This is a genomic window from Rhodococcus sp. BP-332 (assembly GCF_019836065.1).
Lineage (GTDB): Bacteria > Actinomycetota > Actinomycetes > Mycobacteriales > Mycobacteriaceae > Rhodococcoides.
The window spans coordinates 525792-545733 of the sequence record NZ_JABUEC010000004.1 but is presented as its reverse complement, the minus strand read 5'-3'; the positions used below and the strand labels follow the sequence as shown (position 1 = coordinate 545733).

The following is a 19942-nucleotide window of genomic DNA, read 5'->3' as shown; positions in this document are numbered from 1 at the left end:
TACCGCAACCGACGAGGGGGATCGCATGTCGACCGTGGACGAGACACCCGGCGCGCTGCAGTCGTGGGGGCTGAGCAAGCAGTACGACGGGAGCGCACCGGCCGTGCGCGACCTGTCGTTGTTCGTACCGCCCGGCACGCTGTACGGGCTGGTGGGACCCAACGGAGCAGGCAAGACCACGTTCCTGTCGATGGCGACGGGCATCGTGCGACCGTCCGCCGGGCAGGTGTGGACCGACGGTCACGACGTGTGGGCCGACCCGGTCGCCGCCCGCGGGCGCGTCGGACTGCTTCCCGACGGGCCGTCCCTCCCCGAGGCCCTGCCCGGTCGGCGCGCACTGCACTACGTCGGAGTGCTGCACGGTCTCGATCCGGCGGTGGCGCACGAACGCTGCGAGGAACTGCTCGCGGTGCTGGACATCGCCGAGGCCGGTGACCGCGCGGTCTCCACGTACAGCGCCGGAATGAAGAAGAAGATCGGCCTGGCCGCGGCGATGATCCACTCGCCGCGGCTCCTCGTGCTCGACGAGCCGCTGGAGGCGGTGGACCCCATGTCCGCCCGCACCATTCGGCACCTTCTCGAGAGTTTCGTCGCGCGGGGCGGCACCGCGATGGTGTCGAGTCACTCCATGCCGCTCATCGAGCAGATGTGCTCGCACGTGGCCATTCTCGCCCGCGGCTCTCTGCTGGCCGCCGGCACGATCGACGACGTGCGTGCCGGCGGCACCCTCGAGGGCGCGCTGTTCGACGCGGTCGGCGGCGGTGACCAGGCGGCCGAGTTGCCATGGCTGGGCTCATGATCAGCGCGCCGGTCCGCACACTGTTGTCGTTGGATCGCGAGATACGCAGAGCAGCAACCGGATCGGGTGCCCGCATCGCGATCGTGATCACCGCGATCGCGTCGCTCGGGGCGATGTACGCGATCACGCTGAGCGCACAGCCCTCGGCGCGTGCCACGCTCGCCGCACTGTGCGCCGTGGTGGTGGTAGTCCTCACCGTCGTCGCTCCCCTGCTGACCGGAGTGGGCGATCGCGGACTCGTCCCGGCACACGTGCGCCACCTACCGGTGCGTGCCGACGATCTGCGGAGAGCCCTCGCCCTCATCGGTGCGCGCAGCGGGGTGACCGTCTTCCTCGTCGTCGGACTCGCCCTCACGCCCGTCGCGGTTCCGGACGTCTCGCCCGTGGCACGCATCGTGACCGCCGTGATCGCCCTGCTCACCGTCGGTGTCGCGCTCGCCGTGTCCCGTGTCGCCGTCCTCCGCCTGGATGCGGCATCGCGCACTCCACGCGGCCGCATCCTCTCGACGATCGGTGGCACCGTCGTCGCCGCGGCCGCGTACGCGGCCTTCCTTCTGCTCGGCAACGTCTCGACGTCGTTCGCCGACAACACCTTTCTGCGCACCGCGGTGCGCGTCCTGCCGACGGGATGGGCGGCGGTGTCGAGCGAGGCAGTCGACGACGGGAGGTGGTGGGTGCCCGTCCTCGTCGCCGTCGCGCTCGCCGGACTCGGCGCACTGGTGGTGCGGTGGTGGACCTCGGCGGTGTCGGCCGCGCTCGACAGCACGCCGCCCCGTTCCCGGACCGACCGCCGTCGGACGACGACGACGTTCCGTGCGCGTGGACCGATGATCACGGCCATCGCCGCCGAGAGCAGGTTGCTGCTGGTCGATCCGCGCCGAGTGGGACTGCTGACGATGCCGGGGGTGTTCCTGCTCGTCGGAGTCGTGCTCATGGCCACCTCGACCGACATCTACGGCCTGCAGTACGGCGCACCGATCGTAATCCTGCTGACGAGCAGCATGTTCGCCAACTCGTACGGCCTCGACGGCGCAGCGGCGTGGCGCGTCACGTCGGCGCCGGGTGTGGCGCGACGCGTCATCGACGCGCGTCTCGTCATCGCGGCGGTGGTGGCCGTGGTGTTCGGCGCCGTCGGGACTGTCCTCGGTCGCCTCGTCGGCGATCCGTCGCCGCGCACTCTCCCCGTGGCGGCCGCCGTCGTCGTGGCCGCGTCCCTGGCCACTGCCGCGGCCGGCGCCGTGCAGTCGGCGGCCAGCCCGTACGTCGTCGCAGGACAGACCGCGGGGAGCGCGTTCAACTCCCGCGGGTCGATGACCGGCCGTGCGATCGGGTGGACGCTCGCCGTGATGGCCGGGGGTGCCCTCCTGTGCCTGCCGGGCGTCCTGATCGCGCTGGCCCTCCCGGGCGTCCTCGTCTGGCTCGCGCCCGTCGTCTCCCTGCTGCTCGGCGGATGCCTCGTGGCGGTGGCCCGGCGTCGAGCCGTCGCTCTGGTGACCAGCCGAGGCCCGGAGATCTTCGCAACCGTCAGCGCCTGATCACGATTCCGTGCACGATGTGGTCCGGGGAGCCGAGAGCGAGGAACACACAGGCATGACCATGCACGAACCGTCGACGCACGTCGTTCGCAAGACCAGCACCACCCTCGCCGACGGTCGAGAGTTGCTGTACTTCGACGACTCCGAGCCCTGGGTGTCCGGGAAGAAGACGCGGGACCTGGTGGACACGCGCCCCCTCCCCGCGTCGGAGTCGTTGTCGCAGATGCGACTCGACGTGCTCACCGGCGACTGGGTGGTCATCGCCGCGCAGCGGATGGACCGCACGTTTCTCCCACCGCCCGACGCGTCCCCGCTCGCGCCGAGCCGCCCGGGACGCCCACCCACCGAGATCCCCGCTGCCGACTACGACGTCGTGGTCTTCGAGAATCGCTTCCCCTCCCTCGCGCAGTCGGCAGCGGCGCAGCACCTTCCGTCGCACGTCGACGGCGAGGAGCTCTGGCCGCTCGCTGCCGGCACGGGCCGGTGCGAGGTGGTGTGTTTCGCCAGCGACCCCGACGCCTCCTTCGCCTCGCTCGACCTGCACCGGGTGCGCACCATCGTCGACGTGTGGGCCGACCGCACCGAGGCGCTGTCCGCCCTCCCGGGGGTGCGCCAGGTGGTCTGCTTCGAGAACCGGGGGCGGGAGATCGGGGTGACCCTCACTCACCCGCACGGGCAGATCTACGCCTACCCGTACCTGCCGCAGAGGACCGACGCGATGATCCGGCAGTCCCGGCTGCACCGGGAGCGCACCGGTCGCTCACTGCTGTCCGACGTACTGGACACCGAGCTGCGGTCCGGCCGCCGCATCGTCGTCGACACCGAGCACTGGGTGGCCTACGTGCCGGCGGCCGCCCGCTGGCCCGTCGAGGTGCACCTCGCCCCGCGCCGCGCCGTTCCCGATCTCGCTGCGTTGTCGACGGCCGAACGCGACGCGTTGGCCGGTGTGTATCGCGCTCTGCTGCGTGCCGTCGACGACTTCTTCGAGGGCGTCGACGAGGTGCCCTACATCGCCGCGTGGCATCAGGCGCCCGTCGGTGCGGACCGTGACCTGGGGAGTCTGCACCTGCAGCTGTTCTCGATGATGCGATCGCCGGGGCGGATGAAGTTCCTGGCCGGATCCGAGTCCGCCATGGGCGCGTGGATCAACGACACGACACCCGAGGCCATCGCGGACAGGTTCCGGGAGGTGCTCGCGTGACCGCGTGGCTGCCGGTCGTCGACGAGACCGAGCTCGCCGACGGTGCCGTCGAACGGTTCCGCACGACCTTCGGCGGCGAGCCGGACGGCGTCTGGATCGCGCCGGGACGGGTGAACCTGATCGGCGAGCACGTGGACTACGCGGGCGGGCTCGTCCTTCCCTTCGCGTTGCCCTACGTCACCGCCGTCGCGGCCCGCCGACGCGACGACGCAGTACTGCGGGCGGCGTCGACAGGCTCCGACATGCACTGGGGTATCGCACTGTCGGCCATCGCTCCCGGCAGCCCGGACGGGTGGGGCGCGTACGTCGCCGGCGTCTCGTGGGCGCTGGGGCTCACGATGGGCGCGGACATCGCGGTGCACTCGTCCGTCCCCGTGGGCTCCGGCCTGTCCAGCTCGGCTGCTCTCGAATGTGCTGTGGCGGTGGCACTCCGGGACCTGTTCGATCTCGACGCCGACCGGCGGGCACTGATCGACGCGTGCATCCGCGCCGAGAACGAGATCGCCGGCGCATCGACGGGCGGGATGGATCAGTCGATCGCGATGCTCGCGGAACCGGGCCACGCGCTGCTGCTGGACTGTCTCGACTTCTCCTCCCGGCAGATTCCGCTCGATCTCCCGGACGCGGAGATCCTCGTCATCGACACGAACGCACCGCATCGGCTGGTCGACGGTCAGTACGGCCGGCGGCGCGCGTCGATCGAGAAGGCGTGCGCCGACCTCGGCGTGACGACTCTGCGCGGTCTCGACCCGGAGGCGGCGGCGTCCGCGATGACCGACCAGGTGTCGGCGGCACGCGTCCGGCACGTCACCAGCGAGATCGTCCGCGTGGAGCAAGCGGCCGAACTCCTGAACGCCACACCCGATCTCGCGGTGTTGGGGGCGCTGCTGACCGCATCGCACCGATCACTGCGTGACGACTACGAGGTGAGCTCGCCCGAACTGGACTCCGCCGTCCGGGCATCGCTGGACGCCGGCGCGTTCGGCGCCCGGATGACCGGCGGCGGGTTCGGCGGTTCGGCCATCGCCCTGGTCGACCGGACGCGCACCGAGGCGGTCGCGGACGCGGTCACCGAGGCGGCATCGGCAGCCGGGCTGCCCACCCCCACCTTCCTCACCGCCACCCCGTCCGGGGCAGCGCACCGTCAGCGCTGAGAACGCCGACCCGAGACGACGAGTAGCGCCGCACCCAGAACCAGACCGACACCCCCGACGGACCACAGCAGCACAGGTCCGCGGTCGGTGAGCCACATCAGCTTGGTGGCCGACTCGCGGGCGCGGTCGAGCTGCTCCTTCTGCCCGTCCTCGTCGAGCCCGAGGGTCGCCTTGAACACGGTGACCTCCGGAACGGCAGGGTCGCGCGCGAAGTACTGGTAGGGCTGCTCACGACCGCCGACGAGACTGCCGCTGCGCGGCTCGACGTAGATGTCGCGGACGGTGGAGTAGTACCGCTTCATGGTGATCGACTGCTCACCGAGCCCCTCGAGCCCCCACTTCGACGCGGGCAGCGTCACGGAGTTGATCGGCGACTGCGTCGTCTCGGAGAGATCGGCACCGGTGACCTGCGTGCGGAAGTGGTAGATCGGGAGCCCGTCCATCGAGATCTCCTCGACGAACTCTGCAGGGAAGCTCGTCCAGGCCGTCGCGTCGTAGACCGAGTACGTGATCGGCTGGGTGTCGAACGGGAAGCGCTGCTGATATCCGGTCCGCGGCACCGGGATGGCCGGCTTGCCGACGGTGGTCTGCAACGACGCCACCGGATCGACCGGCTGCGACGTGCGTCGATCGACGGTGACCCGGTCGACCGACGCGGTCAGCAGACCGGCATCGCCCTCCCGGTCCGCACGGCGCACGGTCGCGCCGGACTGGAACGTCACGCGATCCGCGTCGCTCGGATCCTCGGTGGTGATGAAGCGCTGCACCACCAGCGGGACCCCGGTGGCCACGGACAGCGGGCCGGGACGCGTGATGGACGTCGCGTCGAGCACGTCGCCGCCGGTTCCCGGATCGGTGACCGCGACCGTCGTGGTGCGGATGTCCAGGGGCGTCACCGCGAGTCGATGCTCGACGTAGGTGGGCAGCATGATCGCCCCCACCACGGCCGCACTGCCGATCGCGAGCAGGACACACGCGCTGCCGCGCAGGAGGGTCGGTCGCGCCACGTCGATCACCTGCTCCCGTACTGCACGTCGCCGAGCACCGAGGCCGACGGATCGGCGGTGACCACCGGCTCCGGCCGGACGGTCTCCTCGGCGGACCATGTCAGGCCCACCACCGCGCCCGCGGACAACACCCCACCCACGAGCAGGCTGGCCACAGCCGGCACCACGACACTTCTCACAGCCACGTCCCCCACATCCGATCCTCGACGTCCAACTGTGTCATTTCGGACACCACCCGAGGCCGTCCCGACGTTGTGAACAGTCCACGATCTGGGCGCGGACCTCTGGAGGCTCCCGTTTCGCCCGGTCGGGTCGCGGGTACAACCCGGCTCATGAACGAATCCCGGCACACGAGCGATACGGGCGGCCGCGCACCGGCCGCGGCCGATCTGTCCACCGTGCAATTGGTCGAGCGCCTGACCCAGCAGGTGAGCACGCTGGTGCGCACCGAGGTGAGCAGCGCACTCGACGAGGTCAAGTCGAAGGGCACCAAGCTCGGGGTCGGCATCGGTGTCTCCGGCGCCGGCGCCCTGCTGCTGTTCCTGGGCCTCGCGACCCTCGTCGCCACCGCCGTCCTCGGCCTGGCGACGGTGCTCGACCCGTGGCTCGCGGCACTGATCGTCGCCGTCGTCCTGCTGATCGTCGGCGGCATCCTCGCCAAGGTCGGCGCGACCAAGGCGAAAAATGCCGTTCCGCCTGCACCTGCCGCCACCGTCGCCAGCGTCCAGCGCGACGTCGAGACCGTCCAGAACGCCCGAAAGGCTCACTCATGACCGACCCGAAGGACGCGTCCGAACCGCGTCACGCCCTGCGTACCGAGGCCGATGCCGAGCCGCCGTCCGTCGAGCAGCAGCGCGAGGAGCTGGCCGAGACCGTCGAGGCGCTCGCGGCCAAGGTCGACGTGCCCGCTCGCGTCTCCGCCGCGGCCCACGAGTCGACGGAGAAGGTGCAGGAGGTAGCTCAGCAGGGCGTCGCCAAGGCACAGGAGGGTGTCGCGCAGGTGAAGGAGAACCCGCAGGTCGCGGGCATCTCGCTCGCCGGTGCGCTCGCCGCCGTGGTCCTCGTGGCCCTGGTCCGCCGCCGCCGTGCGCGCACGGCGCTGCGCCGGCAGACCGTCCTCGACATCCTGGCCGGCCGATGACCAGCACGTCGAAGGCGTTCTACAAGCCGCTCTCCCTGGCCACGAGCATCGTCGGTGGACTGGTCGCCGGACAGATCTTCAACCAGATCTACAAGCGCGTCGGCAAGAACGACGCCGAGATGCCCGATCCGAAGGACCTCTCACGCACCAACCGTGAGGTCCTGATCGCCGCAGCGCTGCACGGTGTCGTGTACGGGCTGGTCAAGGCCGGGGTCGACCGCGCCGGCGCCAAGGGATTTCGCGCACTCGCCAAGGAAGACCCCAAGTGACGATCATCAGAAGGAGCCTTTCGTGACCGAGAACCAGGGTGCAGCCTCCGAGGCGCGCAGCGACTTCGTCGACAAGATCAAGGGCCGGGCGAAGGAAGTGGCCGGTGCCGTGACCAACAACGACGAACTCGCCGATCGCGGACGGCTCGAGCAGGCGGAGGTGGAACGCCGCCGCGAGGCCGAGGCCACCGAGACCGCCGCCGCCCTCGAGATCGAGGAGGCGCAGCAGGACATCGCCGAGACGGAGGCCGAGGCGGACGTCGCACGGCAGTCCGTCGAGGACCGTACCGACGCGTCCGAGGCTGCGGCACAGAACGATCGGCTCCGTGCGCACACGACGGCGGAAGCCGACGCGATGCGTGACGCCGAGCAGGGTCGCGTCGCCGCCGAGGCGCAGTCGGAGCGGCGCATCGCCGAGGCCACCAGCGAGCGGCAGCAGGAGGAGGCCCGTGCGGCCGACGAGATCTCCGCTGCGCGAAGCGAGTACGACGAGAAGCTCGACGAGGCCGACGCACTGGAGCAGGAGGCGGCGCAGGCACGCGAGCGCGCCGCCCGGGCCGAGCGCGAGGCCGCGTCGACCGACACCGAGGAGACCAAGTGAGCCTGTCCCTGCCCCGCCGGATCCTGCGACTGCAGTACTCGATCGCGCGACTTCCGCTGCAGGCGTTCGAGTCCACCGTGATCAGTCGGCTCGACGCCGAGGGTCCGGTCCGTGCGACGTACCAGCAGATCGTCGGAGGCATCGACGCCACCGCGGGTGCCGTCCTGGGTGACGAGGACCTCGCGCGGCGCGGCCAGAAGATGCGCAGCGCGGCCGCGGATCTGGAGAAGGCCACCCGTCTCGAGGCACAGGCCCGCGAGAAGCGTGCACAGGCGACGCGCGAGACGCAGAACAGGGTCGACGAGGCGACGACGCGGGCGAAGAAGGCTCGCGAGACCGCCGAGGAGAAGGCGACCGACGCGGCCGACCAGGAGATCGAGAACAAGGTGGCCGCGGGCAAGAAGGCCGCCGCACGACTCGAGGACCGCAAGTCGCGCGCCGACGACATCGCCGACAAGCGGATCTCGGCGGCCGAGGCCGAGCGTGAAGCGAAGCTGTCGGAGGTCGAACGCCGCGAGGCCGAGGCCAAGGCTCCGCGCACCGAGGAGATCGAGGACGCGGCGGAGAAGCTCGAGGACGCCGCCGAGAAGCGCGACGACGCCGAACGCCTGGCGGACGTCGCGGAGGCGTCGAAGGACAGCTGACACCGCCCGTCGACTCACCGTCTGCCCCCGACAGTCACTGGACTGCTCGGGGGCAGACCACTCGACGGGGCCGGCAGTGAGACGATGGCGGACGTGAGCACATCAGACACGACGCCGCGCCAGGCCGGCCAGCGCACGCTGCGCCCGCTCGAGCAGTCCGTCAAGCTGCAGAACGTCCTCTACGAGATCCGTGGACCCGTGCACGCCCACGCCGCCCGTCTCGAGGCCGAGGGCCACCGCATTCTGAAGCTCAACATCGGCAACCCGGCGCCGTTCGGCTTCGAGGCACCCGACGTCATCGTGCGCGACATGATCGCCGCGCTCCCCACGGCTCAGGGGTACTCCGAGTCCAAGGGCATCATGTCGGCCCGCCGCGCCATCGTCACTCGCTACGAGCTGGTCGACGGCTTCCCGTTCCTCGACGTCGACGACATCTACCTCGGTAACGGCGTGTCCGAGCTGATCACGATGACGATGCAGGCGCTGCTCGACGACGGCGACGAGGTCCTCATCCCGGCGCCCGACTACCCGCTGTGGACGGCGATGACGACGCTGTCCGGTGGTAAGGCGGTGCACTACCGCTGCGACGAGGAGAACGACTGGAACCCGGACCTCGCGGACATCGAGTCGAAGATCACCGATCGCACCAAAGCGCTGCTGGTCATCAACCCGAACAACCCGACGGGTGCGGTGTACTCCGAAGAGGTGCTGCGGGGGATCGCGGCGCTGGCACGCAAGCACAGCCTGTTGCTGCTGGCCGACGAGATCTACGACAAGATCCTCTACGACGGCGCCCAGCACGTGTCCATGGCGACGATGGCGCCGGACCTGCTGTGCCTCACCTTCAACGGTCTCTCCAAGGCCTACCGGGTGGCCGGATACCGCGCGGGCTGGCTCGCGATCACCGGACCCAAGGACCACGCCGCGGGCTTCCTGGAGGGCATCAATCTGCTGGCGTCCACCCGGCTGTGCCCCAATGTGCCTGCGCAGCATGCCATTCAGGTCGCACTCGGTGGCCACCAGAGCATCGGGGACCTCATCCTGCCGGGCGGGCGACTGCTCGAACAGCGTGACGTCGCGTGGGAGGGACTCAACGCCATTCCCGGCGTGAGCTGCGTCAAGCCGCGCGGTGCGCTGTACGCCTTCCCGCGCCTCGATCCCGAGGTGCACGAGATCCACAGCGACGAGAAGCTGGTGCAGGACCTGCTGCTGCAGGAGAAGATCCTGGTGGTGCAGGGAACCGGCTTCAACTGGCCCGACCACGATCACCTGCGCATCGTCACGCTGCCGTGGGCCCGCGATCTGCGCACGGCGATCGAACGGTTCGGCAACTTCCTGTCGTCGTACCGACAGTGACCGCCAGGGCGTTCGTCGAGGCGCTGCCCAAGGTGGAGCTGCACGTCCACCTCGAGGGGTCGATGTGGCCGAGCACGCTGAAGGCGCTGGCCGACAAGCATCAGGTCGAGGCCATCCCGCGGACGGAGGACGCGCTGCGGGAGTGGTTCGAGTTCCGGGACTTCCCGCACTTCATCGAGGTGTACCTGACGTCGATCGGCGTGCTGCGCGATCACGAGGACTTCGCGCGGCTCGCGTACGACAGCCTCACCGCGCTGGCGACGCACGCCGTGCGGTACACCGAGATGCACATCAGTCTCTTCGGGCACCTCATGCGTGGGGTGGACGCGGCGGCGGTGTTCGAGGGCGTCGAGGAGGGCCGGCTGCGTGCTGAGGCCGAGACCGGCATCGTCGCGCGATGGATCCCCGATTTCCCCGGTGACTTCGGTACCGACGCCGCGAACCGCACCCTCGACGCGGTGCTGGCGCATCGCGTCGACTCGATCGTCGGATTCGGCATCGGGGGCATCGAGGTGCCGCGGGCGGAGTTCGCCGACGTGTTCGCGCGGGCGAGCGTGGCGGGACTGCACTCACTCCCCCACGCGGGCGAGACCGGCGGGCCGGACAGCATCTGGTCGGCGCTGCGTGATCTGGGGGCCGAACGCATCGGCCACGGCATCGCCGCGCTCGGCGACCCCGAGCTCGTCGCGCACCTGATCGAGCACCGGATCCCGCTCGACGTGTCCCCCACCTCCAACATCCGCACCCGCGTCGTCGAGTCGCTCGACGTGCACCCGCTGCCGGCCATGATCGACGCGGGGCTGACGGTGACGCTCAACAGCGACGACCCGTCGATGTTCGGCACCGACCTCACCACCGAGTACCTCGCCGCGCACGGCATGGGGCTGGACGCGTCGGCTCTGCGTTCGCTCGCCCTCGCGGGGGTGGACGCGTCGTACGCGGACGCGGACCTGAAGGAGCAGTTGCGGGCGGAGATCGCGGCGGTCGAACTCCCGGAGGTCTAGGGGCGCTGCACGCCCTCCAGCCACCCACACCCCTCCCCGCAGGCTGCAGGGGGTGTGCGCCTCACGGAACCCTCGCAGCACGGCGTGCCCGTATTCCCGCGGGTGTTCCAGGTTCCCGCGGATGCTGCAACACCTACGAGAACCCGGAACCCCTACGGGAGCGCCGGCACCACCGCACGCCGTCCAGCGCTCCACACCCTCCCCGCAGGCTGCAGGGGGTGTGCGCCTCACGGAACCCGCGCAGCACGGCGTGCCGGTATTCCCGCGGGCGTTCCAGGTTCCCGCGGATGCTGCAACACCTACCAGAACCCGGAACCCCTACGGAAGCGCCGGCACACTCCCTGACCTGCACTTGGTGTGACGCGCAGTGCCATACACCGCGCTGTGTGACACAACACAACGTCTCGGGCACATTTTTCAACCCCGTGATGATCGAACCGTGCGTTCGCGGGTATGTTCGTACATGAGCCCTTCGGGGTTCCGAAAGCGCCGAACGGCCCCCCACCCCCCCGGTGGGCCGCTCGGTCGGTGGCGGGGGACACCCCCCCTGCTTCCCCGCCACCCGCTTTCGTCCCGCGTCGCTCGCGCCCCCAAATCCTTGTCCGCGCCACCGTTAGTGTTGGCGTCGTGACACACGGCCACGGACACAGCTCCGGTCCCGCCCCCATCGGGAAGATCGCCGCGAGACTGGTGCTCGGCATCCTTGCCATCGTCGGCATCGCCGCGATCGTGGGCGTGGTGCTGCTGTGGCCCAGCGATCGCACCGTCGAGGTCCCCGCGCCGTTCCAGAGCGCGGCCGGCGGCGTCGTGGCCACCGAGTACGGCACCGTGGTGTCGCAGGACATCGGTCCGTGTGGCAGTTCGTCCAACGGTCGCGTCTTCAGCGGCGCCCCCACTCCGCCCACCGTCTCGGGCTTCGAGTGCAACCGCAGCATCGTCTCGATCGACACCGGCGTGAACGAGGGCACCCGCACCCTGCTCGAGGTGACGCCGGGGCCGGGCACCCCCGATCTGCGCGTCGGCGAGGAGATCCGCCTCGTCCGCGGCACCGACGACAGCGGGACCGCGATCTACGGGTTCGACGACTACTCCCGCACCACGCCGCTGCTGCTGGTGGTCGCGGTCTTCGCCGTCGTCATCTGTGTGGTCGCACGGTGGCGCGGGCTGCGCGCCCTGCTCGGACTCGGTCTCGCGCTCGGAGTGCTGGTGGGTTTCGTGCTCCCCGCGATCCTCGACGGCCGGTCCGCCATCCTGGTCGCCCTGGTCGGCGGCACAGTCATCCTCTACGGCGTGCTGTATCTGGCGCACGGGCCCAATCTGCGCACCAGCTCAGCGTTGCTCGGCACCGTGGTGTCGATGGGCGTCGCCGCGGGACTGTCCGAAGCGGCCATCAGGCTGACCCGGGTGACCGGTCTGTCGGAGGAACAGAACACCGACGTGCAGGCCTATCTCGACCACGTCAGCATCACCGGGTTGCTGCTCGCCGGGTTCATCATCGGATCGCTCGGCGTGCTGAACGACGTGACGATCACCCAGGCGTCGGCAGCCTTCGAACTCGCGGCACTCGATCCCGACGCCACCCGGCGGTCGATCTTCACGTCCGCGATGCGCGTCGGGCGGGACCACATCGCCAGCACCGTCTACACGCTCGTCCTGGCCTACGCGGGTGGTGCGCTGCCGCTGTTGCTGCTCTTCAGTGTCGCCGGCCGCTCGTTCGGCAACGTCCTGACCGGAGACGCGGTGGCCATCGAGATCGTCCGCTCGTGCGTGGGCGGCACGGCGCTCGCGCTCTCCGTTCCGCTCACCACCGCGATCGCCGTGATGCTCGCCCGGCCGCCCCGCGGACGCGCCCCCGTGAGCGGTCGGCACTCCGCGCGCTGACGCTCGACCGCGCATCGGGAAACTTCACAGAGTTCGGCCACGAGGTATGCACTGGCACTACAAAACATTCTCCTGTATTGTTTCAGTGGGTTCGGGAACCTGCGCGTTTGTTTGACGCAACTTCGCAGAGCACGACGACTATGTGAGGACACACAATGAACACTCTGGCCGCAGAGGACGTCGACCGTATCCGCCGGGTACTCGACAAGTACGGAAAGCTCCCGGTCGCCATCGACGCAGTCGCCAACGACGCCGATCTGTACGACGCAGGTCTGACGTCGCACGCGAGCGTCAATGTGATGATCGGCCTCGAGGACGAGTTCGATGTCGAGTTCCCGGATCGCCTGTTGCAGAAGGCCACGTTCGCGAGCGTCTCGGCTATCGCCGACGCCGTCGCAGAGCTGGCGTGATCTGAGATGACCACACTCGAGGCTCCCTCCGCCCTTCCCCCCATCGATCCGGACGCGCCCGCAGGCCTGGCGCAGATCCCGCTCGAGGACGTGCTCGCCGTGGTGCGCAGCAACGCCGAGCTCGTCGACCGTGAGGCTCGCTTCCCCACGGAGTCGGTGCAGGCGCTCAAGTCCGCGGGCCTGCTCTCCGCGTCGGTTCCGACGTCGCTGGGGGGCGCCGGACTCACACTCACCGAACTCGCGACCGTGGGCCGCGCTCTCGGTGGCGAGTGCGCGTCCACCGCGATGATCTACGCGATGCACCACACGCAGGTGTTGTCGCTGACCCGCCACGGCATGGAGTCCCCGGTCATCCGGGAGTTCCTGGCGAACATGGTCGTGGAGCAGCCCCTCGTGGCCTCCGCCACCACCGAGATCAACATCGGTGGCGACGTCCGCACCAGCGGGTGCGCGGTGGAGTACGACGGCGACCGCTACACGCTCACCAAGAACGCCCCCGTCATCTCGTACGGCGAGTACGCCGACGTCATCCTGGCCACGGCCCGTCGGTCCCCCGACGCAGCGCCCAGCGATCAGGTGCTCGTCGCGTGTCAGCGCGAGGACGTCACGCTGCAGAAGACCGGCACGTGGGACACCATGGGCTTCCGCGGTACGTGCAGCCCCGGCTTCATGCTCCGCGCATCGGGTTCGGCGGAGTGGGTCGTTCCCGCCACGTACAGCGACATCTCGGCCCAGACGATGCTGCCCTCGGCACACGTCCTCTGGGGTGGCGCCTGGTTGGGCATCGCCGACGCCGCGGTGCGCAAGGCTCGCAAGTCCGTGCAGAAACTGGCCCGCAAGACGCCCGGTGTCACGCCGCCGTCCGCCGCGCGCCTCGCCGAGCTGCTCGTGGTCCATCAGCAGCTGTCCGACACCGTGTTCACGGCCGCCGCGAAGTTCGACTCCATCGCCGACGATCCGGCTGCGCTCAGCGCCATCGGTTTCGCGCTGCAGATCAACAACGTCAAGGTCACGGCGTCCGATCTGCTCATCGACATCGTCGCCCGCGCGCTGCTCATCTGCGGCATCGCCGGCTACCGCGAGGACAGTGAACTGCGCATGAGCCGCCACCTCCGCGACTCGCACGGTTCCGCAATCATGGTGAGCAACGAGCGCATCCTGAACCACAACGCGCAGCTCTCGCTCGTCTACAAGGGGATCTGACCATGACCTCCACACTCGACCGCGACGTGGTCTCCGATCTCGATCTCGCCCGTGCCGATTTCCGCGATCAGCTCGTCGGCGCCGGTCTCCTCGTCCCCAGTTCCCTCGACGGTCTCTACGGCCGCTCGGGCGAGTTCGAGGACATCATCGATCTCATCGACTCCAAGGTGAAGGCCGCAGGCGCTGCCGCACACGGAGATGCGCTGCGCCGCTTCCGGTTCCCGCCGGTGTTCCCGCGCGACGCGTTCGAGAAGACCGACTACATCGCCTCGTTCCCCAACCTCACCGGTGCCATCACCACCTTCTCCGGTGACAACAAGGCCCACGCCGAGCTGCTCGCGGCACGGTCCGAGGGCAAGGACTGGGACCACTGGCTCGAGTCCGCCGGCACCATGCTTGTGTCGGCCGCGTGCCACCCGTCCTACTCCATGCTCACCGGTCAGCTTCCCGACGGCGGCACCATGCTCGACGTCTACGGGTACTGCTTCCGCCACGAGCCCGCCGTGGATCCTGCTCGCATGCAGGCGTTCCGGATGCACGAGTTCGTCCAGGTCGGCACGCCCGATCAGGCAGTGGAGCACCGTGAGTCGTGGATCGAACGCGGCATGACGGTGCTGTCCGATCTCGGGCTCGACGCCTCGCCCGTCATCGCCAACGACCCGTTCTTCGGTCGCGCGGGACGCATGCTGGCCGCGAACCAGCGCAACGAGAACCTCAAGACCGAGCTGGTCGTGCGACTCTACGGCGACCTGGACGAGGGCACCGCGGTGGTGTCGTGCAACTGCCACCGTGACCACTTCGGCCAGACCTTCGACATCCGCACCGCGGACGGCAACGAGGCCCACAGTGCCTGTGTCGGTTTCGGTATGGAGCGCATCGCCCTCGCGATGGTGCGTACTCACGGCCTCGACACCTCGCAGTGGCCGGCGTCGCTCCGCCTGAGCTGATCTACCTCTCGAGAACCGTCACCGTCGCCCTGGCTGTGCTGTTCACCGCTCGGACATGCCCTCGCGGCGTGGTCGAACCCGAGCGTGGCAGCAGAGTCAGGGCGCGGCTCGTTCCGGGGGCGAGGTGGAACCACGAGTCGGACGCCCGGTAGCCGTCCACGTCCACGCACACGTACTGCGCGGCATCCGTGCACGCGACGGTGAGGGTCCACCTGCCGTCGCCCTCCGGGGCCGCCGACGCGGTGAGACCCACCGAGTTCTGCAGCGGGAGCAGCCCGTTCTCCACCAGATGCACTGCCTCGGCGAGCACGGTGCCGTCCGGGGCGGCCAGCACGACACTCACCGCGTCGTTGGTGCGCGACCCGAATCGGTGAGCGTGCGTCATGTCGGTGAACCTGCCGACTACACCGTCCGCGGTACCGGTCCACGACGAGTGTGCATCGAGAGCGAGCTGCCGAACACCCTCGGCAGCAACGGCTCCCGTGCGCTGATGCGCCCGCACGGTGAGTGTTCCGGCGACGGGATCCGCGCCGTCGTTGATCACGTCGAGACGAAGCCCGTCCATCCCCTCGTCCGTCACAAGGACGGTGATCGGTGCGCTGGCCCGCGCCACCGCGTACCAGGGCGCCTTGGCGATGCCGGTGCTGTCGGTGAATCCCCATCCCGCGCCTGGCTCGAGGTCGCGCAGAGTCAGCACCAGCGCTCCCCCGCAACCCGAGTCCACCTGCCTCCAGAACCCGAACGACTGCGTCACCGCCTCACAGACGGCCGCGCGACCCAGGTCGAGGTAGCGCTCCGGATCGTCGCGGCGCACCGCGGACGGCTCCACGTCGAAGAGGGTGCGCACGTAGTGGTCTCGCACGTCCTCGAAGTCCCACGACGCTCCCCGATCACGCGGAACCGTGGCCTTCCAGCGCGGATCGTGGCCCGCCGGATGTGCCGAGCCGAACACGGAGTCGACGACGCGCCGCTCCGGGGGCACGGAGAACGCCAGGCACTCCGTCGCGAATGCCACCCGGGCGTACCGCACGTCCGAGAGAGGTCGCAGGTAGCCGCCGATGCCGAAGTAGTGCGCGAAGCCGGAGCCCACGTGGGTGGCGAGGTCGCCGCCCGACGGGGTGGACGGGACGTACGCGACACCGGAGAAAGCGTGCACCACGTCTGGGATGATGCTGTCCAGCAGTGGTATCCGTGACTCGTCCGAGGCGAGCCCGAGCATCGTCGGCTGCTGGTACGTCTCGCTACCTCCGCTCACCACCACGAGGGAGGGCCCACCGGCGGTCGCGAGCATCGCCCGGACCTCGTCGACGACGGCGGACTCGACGGCGGGATCGTCCGGTGGATCGATGGTCGCCAGCATGACGTCCTGCCACACCATGATGCCCAGTTCCGAACAGAGCGTGTGGAACTCGGCCGACTCGTAGACCATCGTGCCCGTGAGTCGCACCATGTTCAGCCCGGCCTCGACATACGAGGTCAGGGTGTCCCGCAGGTGGTCGGGATCGTTCTGCAGCGTGATCGGGTCGAGCGGGACCCAGCATCCGCCGCGGCAGAAGACGGGCACCTCGTTCACGAGCAGCGTCGTGTCGCGCAGTGCGCTCGAGCGGAACCCCACTCGGAAGTGCACGACGTGACCGTCGGCGGTCACGGTGACGTCGTGGAGGGTCGGATCACCGTGCGTGTGCGGCCACCACAGGGCCCGCTCACCCGCGTCGATCTCGTCCGTCACTCGTCCGTCGGCATCGGCCGAGAGCTCGAACACGCTGTCGCCCAACTCGATCCGCACAGCAGCGCCGGTCGCGGCCGTGCCGTCGACCTGCAGGACGCAGCGTCCGTCCCGCACCAGCGCGCGCACCGTCATGGCAGGGACGTCCACGGCGACACAGCGCACAGCGCGCCAGGGTCCGACAGGAGCCGGGGCGCCGGTGAACACGGGGGCGCGGCCGAGCATCGAGGTGCGGATCCACCGCAGGCCCTGCGACGAGATCATGGACGATCGCCACCGGCCGCGCGGGCGGCGCTTCGCCAGTGCCGCGTCGAGCGAACGGCAGCACAGCGCGATCGAGACGGTGCCGGCGACGAGGGCCTCGACGGTGACGGGAACGAACATCGACGTGCTGGTGGTCGTCAGCGTCCCGTCGACCCAGACCTCCGTGAGGGTGGCGATGCCCTCGAGATGCAGCCGTATCGACTCCGTCCCGTCCGGCACCGACACCTCGGTGCGGAACCACCAGTCGCGCCCGTCGAGGCCCTCGATCGGCAGCCCCGCCGCGGCCAGCGCGCCGGCGACTGTACCCGGAACCCGTGCGGGCACAGCAGTATCGGTGTCCGAGAGACCATCGGGGCTCTCGACGGCACCGGCATCGGTCGACAGGAGCGTCCAGTGTGCGTCGGCCAGCAGATCGATCGGCGCGGTCACAGCGCCGAACGCACTGCGTCCATACCGCGTTGCCAGGCCGCTGCCATGCCGGCCATCGAGTCACGCACGTCGACGTCGCGTCCCCGAGCGGCTCGCGCCATCCGGAACTGCACGGACTTGGCGCCGGACGCCACCTCCCGGAAGGGCTCGGCGGCAGCCGCCGCACCGGCGACCCCGCGGCGTTCGAGGTACTCGGCCAGGTCGGCCGCGAGTTCGGCGGTGGAGCCGCACTGACGGAGGGTGCCGAACGACCACAGGTGGAAGAAGTCCGGGCCCGCCTGCTGGATCAGCGCGACGTCCTCGACGACCCGCTCTCCGAGGCGCTCCACCGGGTTGCCCGCATCGGCGCGCTCGAGGTGAGCACGCACCACCTGCAGGTCGTGATCGTCGGTCTCCGGACCGGCGGTCAGAGCGTCACGGTCGACGACGACCCGTTCGACGTAGGGCGGCAGCGCCACCGTTCCGGGAGCGAGCGACCGAGCGAGTGCGCCGTCGAAGTCGTCACCCTCGAGGCGGAACAGACCGGCGTTGTGGAAGTAGTCGAGCCGGCGCGCGTCGGCATCGATGGCCGTCGGCACGATCGTCGTCTTGGTGTGCTCCCGGCCGTAGCTGGTGCCGTCGGTGTCGGGGAGGTAGAAGGCGTCGATCTCGACCGTACTCAGCACACCGTCGTGCATGTTCTCGATCAGGTGCTCTCCGAACGGCTTCCAGATGTTCATCTCGGAGACGTCCACCCCGTAGAGGAGGCGGAGATCCTCGGGCTGGAACTTCACGAAGTCCCACTGCCGGCCGTCGAACCCCGCGCTGAGGGCGAACGCCAGTGCGGGTGTCGGATCTGCGCCCATCGCGTGCAGCAGTTCGATCCACAGGTCGACGTAGCAGTTGGTCTCGGACCACGTGCGCTCCGACGAGTGCAGGGAGTGCGATCGGTACGTCGCGGGATCGAGGTCCGCGGGCAACGGGGACCCGCCCACCGGCGTCGCCGAGAGATTCACCGTCACTGCTCCTCCATTGGTCGTCGACACGAGGTGTCGGCCCACGCGTTCACATCACGCACGACAGTAGCCGCGAGAGAGGTGATCAGAACCCCCCGAAGTCCCCGCCACCACCGAAGTCCCCGCCACCGAAGTCCCCGCCACCGCCGAAGTCCCCGTCGGTCTCGTCGGCGAACGGGTCGGCGGTGGTGGTGACGGGCGGCGGGACTCCACGCGACCCGACGGGCGCCACCGCGCTGGTGGGTGCCACGGACGGGGTGCTGACCGTGGCGGGGTCCATCGGCTCGGGCATCGAGGTGAAGGCCCACGCCGCGGCGCCCGCCATGACGGCGCACGAGAAGGCGAGGACGAGGGCGACGGGGACCCTGCTGCGCTTCGGATCGGGCACCGGTTCCCCGCCCACGTCGACGACGTCCGCGGGCGCCGACGCGTCGGGCTCGCGTTCCGGCTCAGCGGGGGCGGCCGCGAAGGCGACGGTCCGATCCGTGGACGAGGGCTCGGGCGCCGGCGCCGGTACCGACACACGCGTCGCGCGCGGGTCCAGCGCGGTGAGGACCGGAACGCCGAAGCGTTCCGCGGCGGCGATCGACAGGATCGGGATGGGCGAACCGCCCCCGACGAGGATCACCGCGTCGAGGTCGCGCTCGCCGAGAAGCGACGCCGCGGTGTCGAGCGAGAGGTCGAGCAGAGGGCGAACCGCGGTCTCGAACTCCTGACGCGTGATCAGTGTGGTGCCGCCGCCGGGGGTGCGCGCAACGGTCGCGGAGGACAGCGACTCCTTCACGCGGCGGCAGAAGACGATGACGTCCGTGTCGTCCGCGCCCTCGGCGGGGCGCTCCAGAATGCCGCGGTCGACGATGTGATCGAGCACGATGTGATCGAAGACATCCCCGCCGGCCACCGAGGAGTCGACGGAGCCCAGGACCGCCATCTCGTCGACGTCCACGAGGCTCGCCGTCGCGCCGCCACGGCCCAGGTCGTAGAGCAACACCGTGGTGAGACCGGACAGAACGCCCGAATCGACCACGTCCCGAGGGACCGACGTCACAGCTTCGGTGTCGGACATCCGTCGGCGCTTCCTCTCGGTGGATGGTGATTCCCCTGCGTTGTCACTTGTCACAGCCCTGTTCACGTCGCACCCGCTTCGAGCGCAGGAACCGGACAGCTCCTGCTGTATGGCGCCCAAAAGAATCTTCCGGTATGTTAAACGATGAAATAGGGAACTGCGAGATCGATACCGGTCGTGGATGCGACCGGGCACACCTTACTGCCAGGTAGGGCCCCAGGGCGACTGTCAGTGGCACATCGATCGCAGAAATCCCTCACCGAGCAGCGTGTCGAGCGGGGCCGACGCGCACGGCCGAGCTTCGCCGATG

20 protein-coding genes are annotated in these 19942 nt (G+C 69.7%); 15 read left to right on the top strand and 5 right to left on the bottom strand.

Annotated features, from left to right (window positions below):
• Positions 1–25 precede the first annotated feature (25 nt).
• From HQ314_RS17910 to galK, 4 genes are read left to right on the top strand one after another with little or no spacing between them, the layout of a single operon-like run.
• Positions 26–799 carry an ABC transporter ATP-binding protein gene (locus HQ314_RS17910; protein ID WP_222650772.1) on the top strand — a complete coding sequence of 258 codons (774 nt, stop codon included), beginning with the start codon at positions 26–28 and terminating at the stop codon, positions 797–799.
• Complete coding sequence (locus tag HQ314_RS17905; protein ID WP_222650771.1) at positions 784–2334, top strand: hypothetical protein; 1551 nt, start codon at positions 784–786, stop codon at positions 2332–2334. The genes HQ314_RS17910 and HQ314_RS17905 overlap by 16 nt, the downstream gene beginning before the upstream one ends.
• A gap of 55 nt (positions 2335–2389) precedes the next feature.
• Positions 2390–3535: a galactose-1-phosphate uridylyltransferase gene (galT, locus tag HQ314_RS17900; protein ID WP_056444359.1), complete on the top strand. Its 1146-nt coding sequence runs from the start codon at positions 2390–2392 to the stop codon at positions 3533–3535.
• The gene (galK, locus tag HQ314_RS17895) at positions 3532–4689 is read left to right on the top strand and encodes a galactokinase (protein WP_222650770.1); all 1158 of its coding nucleotides are present in this window, start codon (positions 3532–3534) and stop codon (positions 4687–4689) included. The genes galT and galK overlap by 4 nt, the downstream gene beginning before the upstream one ends.
• Here the strand turns inward: galK and HQ314_RS17890 are convergent.
• Both HQ314_RS17890 and HQ314_RS21805 read right to left on the bottom strand, forming a co-directional pair.
• On the bottom strand, positions 4680–5696 hold the full coding sequence (locus HQ314_RS17890; protein ID WP_162246758.1) for a DUF3068 domain-containing protein: 1017 nt from the start codon (positions 5694–5696) through the stop codon (positions 4680–4682). The genes galK and HQ314_RS17890 overlap by 10 nt on opposite strands.
• Before the next feature lie 5 nt (positions 5697–5701).
• The gene (locus tag HQ314_RS21805) at positions 5702–5881 is read right to left on the bottom strand and encodes a DUF2613 domain-containing protein (RefSeq protein ID WP_235579024.1); all 180 of its coding nucleotides are present in this window, start codon (positions 5879–5881) and stop codon (positions 5702–5704) included.
• 147 nt (positions 5882–6028) lie between these two features.
• Between HQ314_RS21805 and HQ314_RS17880 the strand changes: the two genes are divergently transcribed.
• The 11 genes from HQ314_RS17880 (at position 6029) to HQ314_RS17830 (ending at position 15152) form a co-directional block, all read left to right on the top strand.
• Complete coding sequence (locus tag HQ314_RS17880) at positions 6029–6469, top strand: phage holin family protein (protein ID WP_222650769.1); 441 nt, start codon at positions 6029–6031, stop codon at positions 6467–6469.
• Complete coding sequence (locus HQ314_RS17875) at positions 6466–6837, top strand: DUF3618 domain-containing protein (protein WP_222647317.1); 372 nt, start codon at positions 6466–6468, stop codon at positions 6835–6837. The genes HQ314_RS17880 and HQ314_RS17875 overlap by 4 nt, the downstream gene beginning before the upstream one ends.
• Positions 6834–7106: a DUF4235 domain-containing protein gene (locus HQ314_RS17870; RefSeq protein WP_027506952.1), complete on the top strand. Its 273-nt coding sequence runs from the start codon at positions 6834–6836 to the stop codon at positions 7104–7106. Before HQ314_RS17875 ends, HQ314_RS17870 begins: the two co-directional genes overlap by 4 nt.
• Positions 7107–7128: 22 nt before the next feature.
• Positions 7129–7707 (top strand): hypothetical protein, encoded by a 579-nt coding sequence (locus HQ314_RS17865; RefSeq protein WP_056443995.1) that lies wholly within the window; start codon positions 7129–7131, stop codon positions 7705–7707.
• Positions 7704–8351: a hypothetical protein gene (locus HQ314_RS17860; RefSeq protein ID WP_222633033.1), complete on the top strand. Its 648-nt coding sequence runs from the start codon at positions 7704–7706 to the stop codon at positions 8349–8351. The genes HQ314_RS17865 and HQ314_RS17860 overlap by 4 nt, the downstream gene beginning before the upstream one ends.
• A gap of 84 nt (positions 8352–8435) precedes the next feature.
• A complete protein-coding gene (locus HQ314_RS17855) occupies positions 8436–9707 on the top strand; it encodes a pyridoxal phosphate-dependent aminotransferase (RefSeq protein ID WP_307096178.1) in 1272 nt (423 codons plus the stop codon).
• Positions 9704–10711 carry an adenosine deaminase gene (add, locus tag HQ314_RS17850; RefSeq protein ID WP_222650767.1) on the top strand — a complete coding sequence of 336 codons (1008 nt, stop codon included), beginning with the start codon at positions 9704–9706 and terminating at the stop codon, positions 10709–10711. The genes HQ314_RS17855 and add overlap by 4 nt, the downstream gene beginning before the upstream one ends.
• 627 nt (positions 10712–11338) lie before the next feature.
• On the top strand, positions 11339–12592 hold the full coding sequence (locus HQ314_RS17845; protein ID WP_308119462.1) for a YibE/F family protein: 1254 nt from the start codon (positions 11339–11341) through the stop codon (positions 12590–12592).
• Positions 12593–12747: 155 nt separating this feature from the next.
• On the top strand, positions 12748–13002 hold the full coding sequence (locus HQ314_RS17840) for an acyl carrier protein (protein ID WP_027506958.1): 255 nt from the start codon (positions 12748–12750) through the stop codon (positions 13000–13002).
• 6 nt (positions 13003–13008) lie between these two features.
• A complete protein-coding gene (locus HQ314_RS17835) occupies positions 13009–14205 on the top strand; it encodes an acyl-CoA dehydrogenase family protein (protein WP_027506959.1) in 1197 nt (398 codons plus the stop codon).
• A gap of 2 nt (positions 14206–14207) precedes the next feature.
• Positions 14208–15152, top strand: a complete 945-nt coding sequence (locus HQ314_RS17830) for an amino acid--[acyl-carrier-protein] ligase (protein WP_222650765.1) — start codon at positions 14208–14210, stop codon at positions 15150–15152.
• A 1-nt stretch (position 15153) separates the two neighbouring features.
• On the opposite strand, the gene HQ314_RS17825 is transcribed toward HQ314_RS17830, so the two are convergent.
• The 3 genes from HQ314_RS17825 to HQ314_RS17815 all read right to left on the bottom strand — a co-directional run bounded on the left by HQ314_RS17825 (position 15154) and on the right by HQ314_RS17815 (position 19632).
• Positions 15154–17571, bottom strand: coding sequence for a beta-mannosidase (locus HQ314_RS17825; RefSeq protein WP_308119461.1), 2418 nt, complete (start codon positions 17569–17571; stop codon positions 15154–15156).
• A complete protein-coding gene (locus HQ314_RS17820) occupies positions 17568–18572 on the bottom strand; it encodes a DUF1839 family protein (RefSeq protein WP_374197846.1) in 1005 nt (334 codons plus the stop codon). Before HQ314_RS17820 ends, HQ314_RS17825 begins: the two co-directional genes overlap by 4 nt.
• Positions 18573–18651: 79 nt before the next feature.
• Complete coding sequence (locus HQ314_RS17815) at positions 18652–19632, bottom strand: Hsp70 family protein (RefSeq protein WP_222650764.1); 981 nt, start codon at positions 19630–19632, stop codon at positions 18652–18654.
• Positions 19633–19942: the final 310 nt, after the last annotated feature.